The organism is Stappia sp. WLB 29 (assembly GCF_023507705.1).
GTDB lineage: Bacteria > Pseudomonadota > Alphaproteobacteria > Rhizobiales > Stappiaceae > Stappia.
Window position 1 is genome coordinate 179,065 of record NZ_JALBGD010000010.1, and the last position, 16,161, is coordinate 195,225.

Consider the following 16,161-nt stretch of genomic DNA (forward strand, 5'->3'; position numbering starts at 1 on the left):
GTTACCCCAGCGCCAGTTCGGCGACGCGGGCGAGCGCGGCCTGCACGTCCGGATCGTCGCTGAGCGGTTGCAGCAGCGCCGCGTCGATGGCCGCTGCGGGTTTCATGCCCGCCTTGATCAGCGTGGCCGCATAGACGACGAGGCGCGTCGAGGCACCTTCGTCGAGGTCCTGCCCCTTGAGGTCGCGCAGGGCATTGGCGATGCGCACCAGCGGCACGCAGCGGTCGGGCGCAAGACCGGTCTCGCTGGCGACGATGGCCGCTTCCGTGTCCGGGTCGGGATAGCCGAACTCCATTGCCACGAAGCGCTGGCGGGTGGAGGGCTTCAGCGACTTCAGGACGTTCTGGTAGCCCGGGTTGTAGGAGACGACGAGCATGAACTCGGGCGGGGCGACTAGCGTCTCGCCGGTTCGCTCCAGCGTGAGCGTGCGCCGGTCGTCGGTGACCGGATGCAGCACGACGGTCACGTCCTTGCGCGCTTCCACCACCTCGTCGAGATAGAGGATCGCGCCCTCGCGCAGCGCCCTCGTCAGCGGTCCGTCGGCCCAGACGGTCTCGCCGCCCTTCAGCAGGTGGCGCCCGGTCAGGTCGGCGGCGGTGAGGTCGTCATGGCAGGCGACAGTGTAGAGCGGGCGGCCGAGGCGCGCGGCCATATGGGCGACGAAGCGGGTCTTGCCGCAGCCGGTCGGCCCCTTCAGCAGGACCGGCAGCCGGTTGCGCCAGGCCTGCTCGAACAGCGCACACTCGCTTCCCGAGGCCGCATAGTAGGGCAGGTCGGGAGTTTCGCCGTCGGCGGCGGCGGTATTGGTCACGGGGGTCATCGGAGGTCGCTCCTTGAAGCGCCGGGAGAGGGCGCGTCTGGAAAGGGTGTGCGGGGGAAGGCCGGGCGCCGAGGGTACGGCGCCCGGCTTTTGTCACTCGGCGGCCTGCAGCGAGGCGGCACGACCCTCGCGGGCAGCCTTGCGCCGCTCGCGAACGGGACCGAACACCGACCACAGGAACATCAGAGCGGCGATGACGACGAGGACGCCGGAGCCGAGGCGCACCCAGTAGAAGGGGGCGATCTCGTCCTGGACTTCCATGTAGGACATGCCCAGCACGCGCTGCAGGTGGACCTGCACAGCGCCGGCGAAGGTCAGCGCGAAGGTCATCACCATCATCGCGCCGCTCATCAGCCAGAACGAGACGATGTTCAGCGTCTGGTGGTAAGGCGCCTTGCCGCGCAGATACGGCATTGCGTAAGAGATCAGCGCCAGGTTCAGCATCACATAGGCGCCGTAGAAGGCCAGGTGCCCATGGGCGGCGGTGAGCTGCGTTCCGTGCGTGTAGTAGTTCACGAAAGACAGGGTGTGGAGGAAGCCCCACACGCCGGCGCCGAAGAAGGCCCCGACCGTGCAGCCGAGCGACCACAGCACCGCGGCCCGGTTCGGATGGTCCTTGCGTCCGCGGAAGACCATCGTGAAGGCGAAGACCACCATCGCGAAGAACGGCGCGACCTCGAGCGCGGAGAAGATCGAGCCGACCCACTGCCAGTAGCCTGGCGCGCCGATCCAGTAGTAGTGGTGACCGGTGCCGAGCAGGCCCGAGAACAGGGCGAGGCCGACGATGGAGTAGAGCCACTTTTCGATGACTTCCCGGTCGACGCCGGTCAGCTTGATCAGCAGGAAGGCAAGGACCGAGGCCATTACCAGCTCCCACACGCCTTCCACCCACAGATGGACGATGTACCACCAGTAGACCTTGTCCAGCGACAGGTTGTCCGGCGCGTAGAAGGCGAAGAGCCAGAACACGGCAATGCCCCACAGGCCCAGCAGCAGCACGCTGGTGACGGCGGTGCGCCGGCCCTTCAGCACGGTCATCGACACGTTGTAGAGGAAGATCAGCGCCACCACGACGATGGCGATCTTGATCCAGAGCGGCTGCTCCAGGAACTCGCGCCCGCCATGGATGCCTTGCGTGTAGCCGATGACGGCGGCCAGCGCGCCGACCATCAGCAGCACCAGTTGCACATAGGCGAGGAACGGGCTCTCGATCTCGCGCTCCGCCTCTTCCGGCACCAGGTAATAGGCGCAGCCGAAGAAGCCCATCAGCAGCCAGACGATGAGCGCGTTGGTGTGGATCATGCGGATGATGTTGAACGGCATCAGTTCCGCAAGCGTGTTCGGCAGCACATAGACCGTGCCGGCCAGGCCGCCGGCAAGGATCTGCACGCCGAACAGGACCATGGCACAGACGAAGTACCAGTAGGCCACTCTTTGGGAAGCGTATTTCATCGGGGTGTGCTCCTCAGCCCGCGTCGTTGGGCGGCCAGCCCTGCGTATCGATCCGGCTCGTCCACTCCAGGAAGTCGACGAGATCGTTCAGCTCCTGATCGGTCAGGTTGAACTGGGGCATCTGCCGGCGCCCCTCGATGCCTGTGGGCTGGGCCTGCATCCAGGCGATGAGGCCGGCTCTTGCGCCTTCCGGGTCGTCCTTGCCGCCGTAGCGGACCCAGACATTGCCGACCTCGGGCGCGAAATAGGCGCCTTCGCCGAGGATCGAGTGGCAGTTGATGCAGGAGTTCTTCTCCCACACGTGCTTGCCGCGGACCACGCCTGCGGTCATCGTCGCCTCGTCGGTCGAGTTGGTGACGATGTGCCAGTGGCTTTGCGCGGTCAGGCCGACGAAGACGACGAAGAAGAAGATCGAGCCACCGTAGAAGATGTTTCTGGCGGCCGACTTGGTGAAACGCTCGACCGGCGGTCGATGCGGTTCGCTTGGTCCGGACATATGTGCTCTCCAGTTGCTGGCGGATGCCGACAGTGGAACCAAGAGCTAGGGCCAAGCCGCCGGGCGGACGTTGTTCCAGCGCAAACTCGCCCGCACCACCTCCACGCGAGTTTGAGCCCGCTCAAACTCTGCCTGCCCTTCCCCTGCTAGGGTCGCGCCGACTGGAGGCGCGAGCATGTACGACGACGCTGCGGGCGAGACGCCCGAAGAGGGATGGGGACCGCTCGACGGGTTGCCCGGCAACCCGATGATGTGGATTCTGATTCTCGGCGAGCTTGCCGTCTTCGGCGCGTTGCTCGTCGGCTTCTCGGTGGCGCGGGCGTTGAACCCGATGGAGTTCGCCGCGGGGCAGGCGGTGCTGGACGTGCGGCTCGGCGGGCTCAACACCTTGGTGCTGATCGCCAGCGGCTGGTGCGCGGCGCTCGCCGTCGAAGGGCGCAAGACGGGCGGCTCCGGCCGGCCGCAACTTTCGGCGGCGATGGCGCTCGGGGCGGTATTTCTCGTGGTGAAGGGTGCCGAATACGCGGCCAAGCTTTCGGTCGGGCACGGTCCGGACAGCGGCACCTTTTTCGAGCTCTACTATCTCGTCACCGGCTTCCACGCCCTGCATGTGGTCGCCGGCCTCGTGCTGCTCGCCGTGGTCGCCCGCTACAACAGCCTGGAGAACCTGGAGACCGGCACCGCCTTCTGGCACATGGTCGACCTGGTCTGGATCTTGGTCTTCCCCGTCATCTACCTGATCGGGTGACCACGATGGCCCGCCTGCATCTCGCCGCCATTGTCCTGGTGCTGCTCGCCGTCGTCTCGCTCGAGGTTTCGGGCGGGCCGGCGCCCATCTTGGTCTGGTCGATCCTTGCGCTCGCGCTCGCCAAGGCATGGATCGTGCTGACGCAGTTCCTCGGCCTGCGCGAGGCGCCGGCCGGCTGGCGCTACGGCCTCATCGCCCTCGTTGCCGCGCTGGGCGGCACCATCGGCGCGGTCTTCACCGCCGCGCATTACTCCCTCGCCGGATGAGAACGGACCTCCGGCATCACGACCTCCCCTTAAGGACAGAGCATATGGCAGACATCACGGCCCGGCCGGCACGCATCGGCATTCTCACCGTTTCGGACCGCGCCAGCGCCGGCCTCTACGAGGACCTCAGCGGGCCGGCGGCGCTCGACTGGCTGCGGGCGCATCTGACCGGCGACTGGGAGTTCGTCAGCCGCATCGTGCCGGACGGCGTCGACAGCGTTGCCGGCGCGATGCGCCATCTGTGCGATGTGGAACGGTGCGACCTGCTGCTGGTCACCGGCGGAACAGGACCGGCCCCGCGCGATGAGACGCCGGAAGCGCTGGGCCAGGTCGCAACGCGCATCCTGCCCGGCTTCGGCGAGGCGATGAGGCAGGCCAATCTCGCCGAAGTGCCGACCGCGATCCTCTCGCGGCAGGAGGCCGGCACGCGCGGCGCCAGCCTCATCATCACCCTGCCGGGCAAGCCGGCGAGCATCGCCACGTCGCTGAACGCGGTGTTCGCGGCGGTACCCTATTGTCTCGACCTGATCGGCGCGGCACGCATCGACACCGACCCGGCGCGGCTCAAGGCGTTCCGGCCGGCTGCGTCCTGACCTGATCCTTGGAGCCCGACCAGGATACGCCGGTCGGGCCGTCGAGAAAGCCATCGCAAAAGGCCCCGCCCGGCGCATGCGGCAGGGCCCTGGCGCAAAACTCCTCCGCATCGATGCGGCCCGCCGTCAGATGCGCGAACAGCTCGATCACCTCGAAGAAGCCGCTCGTCTGCGGCGACAGGCGCAGGCCCGCAACGCCGGCCTCGCGCAGGGCCGGCAGGTGATGCGCCATGTTCGCGCACTGGCCGGACAGGGTCTGCAGCCCGTTGATCGCCAGGAACTGCTGGTCGTCGAGCGTGTCGACGGCCAGCCCGTCCGGATCCTCGGCGCAGACGAACTGGCACTGGTCCTTGGCCCGGTCGTGATAGCGCGCGTGGTAGCAGCGCCCGGACATGGCGAGCGGCAGGCGCCCCCAGCCCCATACCTCGACCGGCATGTCGGTCGCCGCGGCGATGCGGCGGACGGAGATGGCGGACAGCTCCGGCGGCAGGCAGACACGCATCGCGCCGCGCCGCCTCAGGACCGCCAGCGTGCCCTCGTTGTAGACGTTCACCAGGGGGCCGACGGAAAAGCGTGCGTCCGGCGCGAGATGCGCCAGCATGGTCAGATCGTTGACCTCGACCTCCAGGTCCATCGCGGCCAATTCCGCCGCCATCCGCCGTTCCCGCTTGAGCGGCGTCACGAGGGCAAGGCTGGTCAGGGCCACATCCTTGCCGCCGGCCAGCAGCAGGGCGATCGCGTCCGGTAAGCGGGTCTGGTAGAAGGGCAGCCGCTTGGAACAGACGAGTTCGCCGATGACGACGCGGGACACGTCCGGCGTGTCCGCCAGTTGCTCGTAGAAGGCGCTCCAGTGCCCCGGATCCCAGAAGCCCTGGATCGGGCCGACGGTCAGCTGCATCTGCTTATCTCCAGATCTTGTTGTAGGCGCCGGCGGTCGCGGCCTGTCCCTCGGTCAGCCGGGCAAGCGTGCCGAGCGGCACATCGCGCCCTTCGGCGAGCGCTTCCACCGCCTGGCGGAAGTTGCGCACCACCTGCGCGACATAGGCGCGCGAGCGCTGGCGGCCCTCGATCTTCAGCGCCGTGACGCCGGCCCGGGCGAGCGCGGGCAGCAGCTCCGAGGCGTCCAGGCTCGCCGGGTCCTCGAAGACGTAGCCGGTACGCGCACCGACCTTGAAGCAGCCCTTGCACAGGGTGGGGTAGGGAGCGGGGGCGTCCTTCGGTGTCCGGTGGATTGTGTAGCCGCCGAGGCGCGCGGCCAGCTCGCCGTCTTCTTCGGCGTAGGCGACATGGCTTGCCGGCGAGCACACGCCGTTCATGTTCGGCGACTTGCCGGAAATGTAGGAGGAGAGCGAACACCGCCCTTCGGCCATGACGCAGAGCCCGCCGAAGACGAAGACCTCGGTCTCCACGTCGATATCGCGGTTGATCGAGGCGATCTCGTCGACGGTGAGCACCCGCGGCAGCACCACCCGCTTCACGCCGAAGGCGCTTGCGTGGAAGTTGATGACGTCCGGGTTCGCCGCCGCTGCCTGCACCGAAAGATGGCGACGCAGCGAGGGGTGGCGCTCGGCCGCATGGGCGATCAGCCCGAGATCGGCAAGGATCACCGCGTCGGCGCCGAGCGCTTGTGCGTCGCTCACCGCCCGGTGCCAGAGCTCCGTCTCGCCGGCCTGCGGGAACGTGTTGATGGCAACCAGCACCTTGGCGCCGCGCGCATGGGCATAGGCGATGCCGTCCGCCATTTCGGGGCGGGAGAAATTGAGGCCGGGGAAGTTGCGGGCGTTGGTGTCGTCGGCGAAGCCGCAATAGATGGCGTGGGCGCCGGCATCGACCGCGGCGCGCAGCGAGGCCGGCGTGCCGGCGGGGCAGACCAGCTCCATCATCGCACGCCTCCCGCGCGGGTGAGCGGCACGCCCGTTGCCGCTTCCAGGCGGGCGATCGCGTGTGCGGCCAGGTCCGACAGGGGGCCGGTGAGGCCGGCGAGTTCTGCGCCGATGTCGAGCTCCGCGTCGTCGATGGCGTTGCGCAGGGCCAGCACCGCCGACGTGTCGCCCTCAACGGTCAGGTCGCGGGAGAAGAACAGCGCGTCGCCGTCCCACACCCCGTGAACGAGGCCGACCAGGGCCGCAAGGCTCCCGGTGATGCGCGCATCGCCCGCAGGCGGTTCGCGGTGGAGGCTGACCAGCGGGGCCTCGCCGGCAAGATCGAGCAGGAAGGACAGCGGCACGTCGCTTGCCGTCACCACGAAGCGCGTCCGGCGATAGGGGCCGAGACGCTCCAGCAGTCCCGCATGCCTTGCGAGAATTCTTCGGGTCACCCGCGTCAGCAGCAGGTCGGCCGGCCCGTACGGCACCAGGCGGATGCCGAGCGCCAGCAGCGCGGGCATTTTCGGTATCGCACGATGGTCCAGAGGATCTGCAAGGGCTTGCGGCATGGGGCGCTCCGGCGGAAGGGGTCGGGTGGCCCGCACCATAGAGGGGCGATCTGCCGCCGTTGTTGATCCGCATCAACTTCGCGGGCGATGCCCTTTGCTAAGGCAGGCACACCCTTTCCAAGGAGCCGCCATGCGCCGCCTGCCAGCCTTCCCCGATCTCCGCAGTTTTCTCCGCTGGTGCGATGCGGCCGGGGACCTGCGGAGTATCGAGCAGCCGGTCTCCCTGGTGGAGGAAGTCACCGCCGTTCACCGCAAGGTGCTGCTGGCGGGCGGGCCGGTCCTGCGCTTTACACGCCCGCTCGCCGAAGACGGCTCGATCTCGTCCATCCCGCTCATCGCCAATCTCTTCGGCACTCGCCGCCGCGTTGCGGCAGGCCTCGGCGCCGAACCGGCCGACATTGCCGGCCTTGGAGCGTTTCTCGCCGCACTGCGCGCTCCGGTGCCTCCGCAAGGCGTCGGCGATGCGCTGTCGCGCTGGCCGCAGATGGCGGCGGCCCTGCGGGCGCGCCCTCGGGTGCTGGGCAAAGGGACTTCCCAGGAGGAGCGGATGGGAAAGTCCGACCTGTCGCGTCTGCCGGTGCAGACCTGCTGGCCGGGCGATGCCGGACCGTTGATGACCTGGCCGGTGGTGCTGACCCGGGATGCGGGGTCGCAGGCGAGCGACAGCGGGCGCTACAATGCCGGCATCTACCGGGCACAGGTGCTGGGCCCCGACCGCCTGATCCTGCGTTGGCTGCCGCATCGGGGCGCGGCAGCCCACCATCGCAGCTGGCAGCGCAAGGACGAGCCGATGCCGGTCGCCATCGCCCTCGGCGCCGATCCGGCCTTGCTGCTGGCCGCGGCCCTGCCGCTGCCGGAAACCGTGTCGGAGCTCGCCTTTTCCGGCGTCCTGCGCGGTGCCCGTACATCGCTCGCGCCGGCGGTCTCCGTGCCCATGCTGGTTCCCTCCAGCGCCGAGATCGTGGTGGAAGGGTGGGTGCATCCGGGCGAGACGGCACCGGAAGGTCCCTTCGGCGATCACACGGGCTATTACAATTCCGTCGAGCCGTTCCCGGTGATGCGGGTCAGCGCGATCACCCATCGGCGCGATCCGCTTTACCTGTCCACCTGGACCGGCCGGCCGCCGGACGAGCCTTCGATCATCGGCGAGGTGTTCAACGAGCTCGCGCTTCCCGTCATCCGACAGCAGATCCCGGAAGTGGTGGACCTGTGGCTGCCGCCGGCCGCGTGCTCCTATCGGATCGCGGTGATCGCCATCGACAAGCGCTATCCCGGTCAGGCCCGCCGGGTGATGCTCGCCCTGTGGGGGCTGCTGCCGCAGTTCAGCTATACCAAGATGATCGTGGTGGTGGACGCCGATATCGATCCGCGAAAGTGGGACGATATCGCCTGGGCATTGGCAACGCGTTACGATCCGGCCCGCGACACGATGCTGCTCGACCGCACGCCGATGGATTATCTCGACTTCGCCTCGCCGCTGGAAGGACTTGCCGGCAAGATCGGGCTCGACGCCACGGTGAAGATCGGGTCCGAGACCGCCCGCGCCTTCGGCGAGGTGATGCGCCTGTCGCAAGAAGCGGAGAGCGCGGCCGAGCGTGTCCTGAAAGCGGAGGGGCTGGCATGAGCCGCGTGGTTCTCGGCGTCTCGGGCGCCTCCGGTGCGGCGCTGGCGCTCGCCTGCGCCCGCGATCTCGCCCGGCGCGGCGCGCTGCTCGATCTGGTCGTCAGCGCCGGGGGAGAGCGGACCTTAGAGCTGGAGGGAAGCGAGGGCGCGCGAAGCGAGCTGTCCGCCCTTGCCGTGCGCGAACACAGCATCGCCGATGTGGGAGCGGAGATCGCGTCGGGCTCCAGCGCGGTTGCCGGCATGATCGTCGCCCCGTGCTCGATGCGGACCCTTGCCGCCATCGCCCACGGGCTTGACGACAACCTGCTGACGCGTGCCGCCTCGGTGCAGCTGAAGGAACGCCGGCCGCTGGTGCTGCTGGTGCGCGAGGCGCCGCTGTCGCTCGTGCATCTGCGCAACATGGTGCTCGCGACCGAGGCCGGTGCCATCATCCTGCCGCCAGTGCCTGCCTTCTATCTGCAGCCCGTCTTGCTTTCCGACGTGGTTGCCCAGATTGCGGCCCGCGCCATCGACCTCCTGCGGCTGGGGCCGATGGAGGCGCGGCCCTGGCAGCCGGCAGCCGCGCAGATGTGAGCCGGGGCCGGTTTTCTCTGCTGTTTCACACCTCTGGCGTTTCGGGTTAACCTCCTGTCAGTCCGGGATTGGGCAAAAGAGGGACAGACCTTTTCGCATCCTGCGGCACACCCTGGCGACGAGAGACCTCGCGTGATCATCCCTTGCATCTTGTCCGGCGGCTCCGGTTCGCGGCTCTGGCCCCTGTCGCGCTCCGCCAGGCCCAAGCAGTTCCTTCCGATCTTCGAGGGGGAGAGCCTGTTCCAGAAGACGCTGAAGCGCTTTGCCGGCCCTGCCTTCGCCGCTCCCATCGTCATCGCCAATTCCGAGCATCGCTTCCTCGTCGGCGAGCAGATGGCGGAAGTTCGCGCCGCGACCGAGGATACGGCCATCGTGCTGGAGCCGGTCGGCCGCAACACGGCAGCGCCCGCCGCCATCGCCGCGCTGTTGGCGCAGGCGCGCGACCCGGACGCCCTGGTGTTGCTGGCGCCTTCCGACCACCTGCTGCGCGACACGCAGGCTTTTGCCGCCGCCGTCGAGCGGGCGCTGCCGGCCGCAAGGGCCGGGCGTATCGTCACCTTCGGCATCAAGCCGTCGGAGCCCAACACCGGCTACGGCTATATTCGTCTGGCGGAAGCGGGCGAGGGGCCCTGCGCCGTGGAGGCTTTCGTCGAGAAGCCGGACATCGAGCGCGCCCGCGCGTTTCTCGAAGCCGGGACCTATGTCTGGAACGCCGGCATCTTCCTGTTCTCCGCCCGCGCCATGCTGGAAGAGTTCGCGCGCCATGCGCCCGAGGTCCTCGACCGGGTGCGCGCGGCGCTGGATGCGGCGACCCGCGATCTCGACTTCCTGCGCCTCGATGCGGGGCTCTTCTCCAAGGTGCCCAACATCTCCATCGATTATGCGATTATGGAGAAGTCGGAGCGGATTTCCTGCGTGCCGATGGAACCGGGCTGGAGCGATCTGGGTTCCTGGTCTGCAGTATGGGAAGCGTTCGAGAAATCCGATGACGGCAACAGCGTTCTGGGCGAGGCGCGTTTCGTGAAGGCGCGGGACAATCTCGTGGTCAGCGACGGCGCGTTGGTCTCGGTGGTCGGCCTCGACCATGTCATGGTGGTCGCGACCAAGGACGCGGTCCTCGTCGCCGACAAGGCCCATGCTCAGGACGTCAAGGCCGTGGTCGAGGGGCTTCAGGCGGAAGGGCGCCGCGAGACCCGCGAGCATCGCCGCCTGTACCGGCCCTGGGGCTGGCGCGAGGAGATCGCCGTCGGCGGGCGCTTCCAGGTGCAGGAAATCGAGATCAAGCCGGGCGAGAGCATGTCCCGGCAAAGCCATGTCAACCGGGCCGAACACTGGGTGGTCGTTTCGGGCACGCTCTCGGTCGAGATCGACGGCGAGACCCGGTTGATGACCGAGAACCAGTCGGCCTACGTTCCGGTAGGAGCTCGCCATCGCCTCGCCAATCCGGGCCGGGTGCCGGCGCGTGTCATAGAAATCCAGTCGGGCACCTATATAGGCGACGACGACATTATCCGTTACGACGAGGCGGGGGCGCCGTTTTCGTCCAAGTAAGCGCGGGCTTGTTTGCGCCCCGTGCGAACCGAACCGGACCAGATCCTGAGGAAAATACATGCTGCCAGTGCCTGTCGCCGAACTGAAGCCGAACACCTACGCCTACGAATCCCGGCCGATGGTGAAGGCCACCGGGTTCCGCGAGTACGATGCCCGCTGGCTGTTCGAGAAAGAAATCAACCTCATGGGGATGCAGGCCCTCGGCATGGGCATTGCAACCCTCATGCACGAGCGCGGCGTGCGCCCCGACATCGTCGTCGGCCATGATTTCCGCGGCTATTCCGCCTCGATCAAGATGGCTCTGGTCACCGGCCTGATGGCGGGCGGCGTGCGCGTCCACGACATCGGCCTTGCCCTGTCACCGATGGCCTATTTTGCGCAGTTCGCCCTCGACGTACCGGCGGTCGCCATGGTCACCGCCTCCCACAACGACAATGGCTGGACCGGCGTCAAGATGGGCATCGAGCGCCCGCTGACCTTCGGTCCCGACGAGATGGGGCGGCTGAAGGAGATCGTCCTGACAGCGAGCTTCCGCGAAGGCTCCGGCGGCTACCGTTTCGTCGAGAACTTCCAGGAGCGGTATATCGCGGACCTCACCGACCGGCCGCGCCTGTCCCGTCCCATCAAGGTGGTGGCCGCCTGCGGCAACGGCACGGCGGGCGCTTTCGCGCCGCGTGTGCTGGAGGCGCTGGGCGCGGAGGTCATTCCGCTCGACTGCGAGCTCGACCACACGTTCCCGCGCTACAACCCCAATCCGGAAGACATGAAGATGCTTCATGCGCTCCGCGACAAGGTGCTGGAGAGCGGCGCCGAGGTGGGGCTGGGTTTCGACGGCGACGGCGACCGCTGCGGTGTCGTCGACAACGAGGGCGAGGAGATCTTCGCCGACAAGGTCGGCGTGATGCTGGCCCGCGACCTGTCCGCCCTGCATCCCGGCTGCCGCTTCGTCGTCGACGTCAAGTCGACCGGGCTGTTTGCCACCGATCCGGTGTTGCAGAAGAACGGCGCGGTGACCGACTACTGGAAGACCGGCCATTCCTACATCAAGCGCCGCGTCAACGAACTGGACGCGCTGGTCGGCTTCGAAAAGTCCGGCCACTATTTCTTCAACGCGCCGATCGGCCGCGGTTACGACGACGGCCTCGTCTCGGCCATCGCGATTCTCGACATGCTGGACCGCAACCCGGGCCGGTCGATGGCGGACCTGCGCCGCGCATTGCCGCGCACCTGGGGCTCGCCGACCATGTCGCCGCACTGCGCCGACGAGATCAAGTACGAGGTCGTCGACCGGGTGGTGGAGCGCTTCACGGCCATGAAGGAGCGCGGCGAGACGATTGCGGGACACGGGATTACCGATCTCGTCACCGTCAACGGCATCCGCGTCGTCGCCGAGGATGGCACCTGGGGTCTGGTGCGCGCTTCGTCCAACAAGCCGGAACTCGTCGTCGTGGTGGAAAGCCCGGTCTCCGAGGAGCGCCTGCGCGCGATGTTCCACGCAGTGGATGCGGTCCTGCGGGAAAATCCGGAAGTCGGCGACTACAACCAGACGCTCTGACGCTGCGGCGTCGGTCTTGGGGGAGGAGGCGGTATTGCGCGCGACGACATGGTCCGAGGATCCCGCCTCCGAACTGATGGTGGTTCGCGAGCGGCTGAAAAACTGGCTCGTGCGCGACGCCCTGCCGCTGTGGGCCGAGGCCGGCTACGACGCGCAGAGCGGGCGCTTCTCCGAGAGTCTGACGCTGGAAACGGCCGAGCCCTCGCGAGCGCCTGCACGGCCGCGCGTGCCGCCCCGGCAGATCTATTCCTTTCTTGAGGGCGCGCGGCTCGGCTGGCCGGGCGATGCGGCAAGCATCGCGACGCGCGGACTTGCCGCATTCCATGCCGACTTTCTCCAGGGCGATGGCAGCCTGCGCCCTCTGGCGGCGGACGGCTCGCGTCCCTTCGACCTCTACGACCAGGCCTTTGCCCTGTTCGCCTATGCCAGCATCGCCGGCGCCGTGGCGGGTCTGCGCGAGACGGCTGTGCAGGAGGCGCGGCGCCTCCGGGATTTGCTGGTAGAGACGCTCGCCCATCCCGACGGCGGCTTCGAGGAGAACGCCCCCCGCCGGCTGCCGCTGCGGGCCAATCCCAACATGCACCTGTTCGAGGCGGCGCTTGCTTGGGAGCACCTGTCGGGCAGCCCGCGCTGGGGCGCCATGGCGCGAGGTCTTGCCGAACTCGCCATGAGCCGCTTCATCGATCCCGATCTCGGGATGCTTCGCGAATATTACGAGGGCGACTGGTCGCCGGCAGCGGGTGAGGCCGGACACAAGATCGATCCCGGCCACCTGTTCGAGTGGTGCTGGCTGCTGACGGTCTGGGGACGTCGGACCGGCCGCAATGACGCGCTCGCTGCGGCCGCCCGGCTCTATGCGGCCGGGATGCGGCATGGCATCTGCCCCGACCGTGGCGTCGTCATGCTGGAGATCGGCGACGATTTGCGTCCGCGCGAGCCGGTGGCGCGGCTGTGGTCCCAGACGGAATGGCTGAAGGCCTCCCTGGTGATGATGGAAGAGGCGCGCAAGACCGGAGACGCTGCGCGCGAGCGCGAGGCTGCTGCTGCCACGGTTTCGGCCGCTCGCGTCATCTCGAGCTACTTGGACGTCGAGCCGCGCGGTCTCTGGCGCGACCGCCTGGCGCCGGACGGCCGGTTCGTCGAGGAACCTGCGCCGGCCAGCTCGCTGTATCATCTCGTCTGCGCCGTCGCCGAACTCGACCGTGTCTGCGGGTGAGCCGGGCCTGCTATCACGCAAATTTCACGCAACTCGTGGAAAGTGCCGTGAAACGAGGCTATGGTTAACGTCGATAGGTAATTTGGGCAGTGCGAGATTCTGGTGTGTCAGCGCGTGACTGCAAAACGATTGCTGGTTGGAGCTTGGTCCCGCAGGCTGGGCGTATTTTGGTTTTTGCCGCAGCGGTAGCGGCCGTTATGGTGCCGGAAACGGGTACGGCCCGTACCGGCAAGAAGGTAACCGATCTCGTGATTGCACAGGGGCCTGAAAAGCTTGTCGTCACTTGCGATGCAGGTGAGGACGACTGGCGCAGAAACGCATGCGAAGGGCTTGCGGCCGGCCTTCGTGAGCGTATGCCGGGCGCCGAGGTCCGGATTGCCGGAGACGACACCAATGTCTCCGCCATGCGTGTGTCCGTGGAATGGGTCAGGTCCCACGAGACGTTCGTGATGGCGCGCCTGTCCTGGCGCCAGGGCGCGCAAGCCGCTGCCCAGGGCCCTGTGATCGAGTTTTCCGTCAACGACAGGCGGATCAACGCTTCCGATGCCCGGCCGTTCGGCAGGACGTTGGCCGATACTTTCCCCTTGGGGGGATGATGATCAGCGGCCGGCGCGCGCTGCCGGTCATCCGGGCGCTTGGCGTCCGATCAGATTGCGGAAGGGTGGAAAATCATGTGTGACCTTTGTGCGATGACCTATCGCGATCCTGAAGTTCCCGTCGTTGCCGGCTACAGCTGCGACGAGACGTTCACTCCGGGTGCGGATGCGGACTTCGCGGTCATCACGGAAGGCGTGGATGCCTCCGCCAACACCTCCACCTCCTACACGATCAATGTCGGCGACAGCTTCAATGGGACGATAGGGTCGAGCGGGGACCTCGACTGGGTGCGTGTCGCGCTCGAAGCTGGACAGACCTACAATATCGCCCTCAACGCGGCGAGTGGAAGCTCCCTTGATGCCTATCTGCGCGTCCACAATTCGTCCGGCACTCAGGTCGCTTTCAATGACGATGGCGGAGCAGGGACAAACTCCGCTCTGTCCTTCACCGCGTCAGCAAGCGGCAACTACTATCTGAGCGCCGGCGCGTGGACCAACTCCTCGACGGGCGCCTACACTCTCTCTATCGCCGAGGCTCCGCCGCTCCCTGTCTTCGACAACGACCAGATCGCGGCGCAGCTGACCGATGGCTATTGGGAAGCGACCGGGCGCTCTCAGCGCTCCTTCAACGTGTCGTCCGGTGGCACGCTGGATGTGAACATTACCGGCCTGACGGCTGACGGACAGTTCCTGGCGACCGAAGCGCTGGCTGCCTGGAGTGCGGTGACCGGCATCAACTTCAACTTCGTCTCCGGCTCTGCGGACATCACCATCGACGACAACGACAGCGGCGCGTACAACCAGTCGACCACCAGCGGCAACACGATCCTGTCGTCCTTCGTGAACGTCTCCACCGCTTGGCTCGCCAATTCCGGCACGACGATCGACAGCTATTCCTTCCAGACCTACCTCCACGAGATCGGCCATGCGCTGGGGCTGGGGCATGCCGGCAACTATAACAGCACGGCGACCTACGGCGTCGACAACCATTACAGGAACGACTCCTGGCAGGGCACCGTGATGTCCTACTTCGACCAGGTCGAGAACACCTATATCAACGCCACATATGCCTACATCATCACGCCGATGGTGGCCGATATCATCGCGATCCAGAATCTGTATGGTGCATCGACGACGACCAATCTCGGAAATACGATCTACGGCTCCAACCACTGGGGCACGAACAACACCGGGACCTATGTCGACAATTTCCTGAGCTACGGAAGCGATGTCGCCCTGACCATCCATGACAATGGCGGTACCGACACTCTCGACTTTTCCGGCATCAACGCCGATCAGCTCATCGACCTGCGTCAGGAAACCTATTCGAATGTCGGCGGCCTGACCGGTAACCTCACCATTGCACGCGGCACGGTCATCGAGAATGCCACCGGAGGCAACGGCGACGATACCCTTATCGGCAACAGCGCGAACAACTGGCTGAACGGCAATGTAGGCGCCGATACGATGATCGGCGGCGCGGGCAACGACACGTATATTGTCGAGAATATCGGCGACGTCGTCGTCGAGAATGTCGGCGAGGGGAACGACACGGTCAGGAGCTGGATTTCCTTCGAGCTTTGGCGTTCGAGCCAGCATCTGGAGAATCTGACTCTGCTGGGCTCTGCGAACCTGTCCGGCATCGGCAACATCCAGGCGAATGTGATCCGAGGCAACTCGGGCAATAACTGGATCGATGGCGCGCAGGGCGCGGACACGATGATCGGTGGTGCGGGCAACGACACCTACGTTGTCGACAACGCGGGCGACACGATTATCGAACTTGTCGGCCAAGGCACCGACACGGTGATCAGCTCGGTCTCGTACGCGCTCTGGCAGCAGGGGCAGCACATTGAGCATCTTCGATTGATCGGGACGGCCAATATCAATGCGACCGGCAATGGCCTCGCCAACACGCTTACCGGCAACTCGGGCAACAACGTGCTTGATGGTGCTCTTGGGGCCGATAGGATGGTCGGCGGTGCCGGAAACGACAGTTATTCGGTAGACAATGTCTTCGATGCCGTGGTCGAGCTCGCTGGAGAGGGTATTGACACAGTATACAGCACTGTCTCGTACATCCTCTGGCAGCAGAGCCAGCATATCGAAAACCTAACGCTGATCGGAGCCGCGAATATCAACGCCACCGGCAACGGTCAGGCGAACACGTTGATCGGCAATTCGGGCAACAACGTGCTCGATGGTGCTGTGGGTGCCGATACGATGATCGGCGGAGCC

The 16,161-nt window shown here is 66.7% G+C and carries 16 protein-coding genes; 10 read left to right on the plus strand and 6 right to left on the minus strand.

Annotated features, from left to right (window positions below; translation table 11 throughout):
• Window position 1: 1 nt before the first annotated feature.
• From MNI96_RS18200 to MNI96_RS18210, 3 genes are all read right to left on the minus strand, one after another.
• Window positions 2-820 carry a CbbQ/NirQ/NorQ/GpvN family protein gene (locus MNI96_RS18200; RefSeq protein WP_249695458.1) on the minus strand — a complete coding sequence of 273 codons (819 nt, stop codon included), beginning with the start codon at window positions 818-820 and terminating at the stop codon, window positions 2-4.
• Window positions 821-913: 93 nt separating this feature from the next.
• Window positions 914-2,272, minus strand: coding sequence for a cbb3-type cytochrome c oxidase subunit I (locus MNI96_RS18205; RefSeq protein ID WP_249695461.1), 1,359 nt, complete (start codon window positions 2,270-2,272; stop codon window positions 914-916).
• A gap of 13 nt (window positions 2,273-2,285) precedes the next feature.
• Entirely contained in the window at window positions 2,286-2,768 is a 483-nt protein-coding gene (locus MNI96_RS18210; protein WP_249695463.1) for a c-type cytochrome, read from the minus strand.
• A gap of 175 nt (window positions 2,769-2,943) precedes the next feature.
• Here MNI96_RS18210 and MNI96_RS18215 point away from each other — a divergent pair, with 175 nt between their 5' ends.
• From MNI96_RS18215 to mog, 3 genes are read left to right on the plus strand one after another with little or no spacing between them, the layout of a single operon-like run.
• On the plus strand, window positions 2,944-3,516 hold the full coding sequence (locus MNI96_RS18215) for a cytochrome c oxidase subunit 3 family protein (RefSeq protein WP_249695465.1): 573 nt from the start codon (window positions 2,944-2,946) through the stop codon (window positions 3,514-3,516).
• A 5-nt stretch (window positions 3,517-3,521) separates the two neighbouring features.
• Window positions 3,522-3,782: a cytochrome C oxidase subunit IV family protein gene (locus MNI96_RS18220; protein ID WP_249695467.1), complete on the plus strand. Its 261-nt coding sequence runs from the start codon at window positions 3,522-3,524 to the stop codon at window positions 3,780-3,782.
• A gap of 44 nt (window positions 3,783-3,826) precedes the next feature.
• Entirely contained in the window at window positions 3,827-4,375 is a 549-nt protein-coding gene (mog, locus tag MNI96_RS18225) for a molybdopterin adenylyltransferase (RefSeq protein ID WP_249695469.1), read from the plus strand.
• On the opposite strand, the gene ubiV is transcribed toward mog, so the two are convergent.
• Genes ubiV through ubiT form a run of 3 tightly spaced genes read right to left on the minus strand, consistent with a single transcriptional unit; the run spans window position 4,347 to window position 6,761 of the window.
• A complete protein-coding gene (ubiV, locus tag MNI96_RS18230; RefSeq protein ID WP_249695471.1) occupies window positions 4,347-5,273 on the minus strand; it encodes a ubiquinone anaerobic biosynthesis protein UbiV in 927 nt (308 codons plus the stop codon). The two genes, mog and ubiV, sit on opposite strands and share 29 nt — an antisense overlap.
• Before the next feature lie 4 nt (window positions 5,274-5,277).
• On the minus strand, window positions 5,278-6,255 hold the full coding sequence (gene ubiU, locus MNI96_RS18235; protein WP_249695496.1) for a ubiquinone anaerobic biosynthesis protein UbiU: 978 nt from the start codon (window positions 6,253-6,255) through the stop codon (window positions 5,278-5,280).
• Window positions 6,255-6,761, minus strand: coding sequence for a ubiquinone anaerobic biosynthesis accessory factor UbiT (gene ubiT, locus MNI96_RS18240; protein ID WP_249695473.1), 507 nt, complete (start codon window positions 6,759-6,761; stop codon window positions 6,255-6,257). Before ubiT ends, ubiU begins: the two co-directional genes overlap by 1 nt.
• Window positions 6,762-6,939: 178 nt before the next feature.
• Between ubiT and MNI96_RS18245 the strand changes: the two genes are divergently transcribed.
• From MNI96_RS18245 to MNI96_RS18275, 7 genes are all read left to right on the plus strand, one after another.
• Window positions 6,940-8,433, plus strand: a complete 1,494-nt coding sequence (locus MNI96_RS18245) for a UbiD family decarboxylase (RefSeq protein ID WP_249695474.1) — start codon at window positions 6,940-6,942, stop codon at window positions 8,431-8,433.
• Window positions 8,430-9,005 carry a UbiX family flavin prenyltransferase gene (locus MNI96_RS18250; RefSeq protein WP_249695476.1) on the plus strand — a complete coding sequence of 192 codons (576 nt, stop codon included), beginning with the start codon at window positions 8,430-8,432 and terminating at the stop codon, window positions 9,003-9,005. Before MNI96_RS18245 ends, MNI96_RS18250 begins: the two co-directional genes overlap by 4 nt.
• Before the next feature lie 132 nt (window positions 9,006-9,137).
• The gene (locus MNI96_RS18255; protein WP_249695478.1) at window positions 9,138-10,556 is read left to right on the plus strand and encodes a mannose-1-phosphate guanylyltransferase/mannose-6-phosphate isomerase; all 1,419 of its coding nucleotides are present in this window, start codon (window positions 9,138-9,140) and stop codon (window positions 10,554-10,556) included.
• 58 nt (window positions 10,557-10,614) lie between these two features.
• Window positions 10,615-12,111 (plus strand): phosphomannomutase/phosphoglucomutase, encoded by a 1,497-nt coding sequence (locus tag MNI96_RS18260; protein ID WP_249695480.1) that lies wholly within the window; start codon window positions 10,615-10,617, stop codon window positions 12,109-12,111.
• Window positions 12,112-12,145: 34 nt separating this feature from the next.
• Window positions 12,146-13,327 (plus strand): AGE family epimerase/isomerase, encoded by a 1,182-nt coding sequence (locus tag MNI96_RS18265; protein ID WP_249695481.1) that lies wholly within the window; start codon window positions 12,146-12,148, stop codon window positions 13,325-13,327.
• A gap of 104 nt (window positions 13,328-13,431) precedes the next feature.
• A complete protein-coding gene (locus MNI96_RS18270; protein ID WP_249695483.1) occupies window positions 13,432-13,923 on the plus strand; it encodes a hypothetical protein in 492 nt (163 codons plus the stop codon).
• A gap of 93 nt (window positions 13,924-14,016) precedes the next feature.
• The coding region (locus MNI96_RS18275; protein WP_249695485.1) for a M10 family metallopeptidase C-terminal domain-containing protein at window positions 14,017-16,161 on the plus strand (2,145 nt) is incomplete at its 3' end.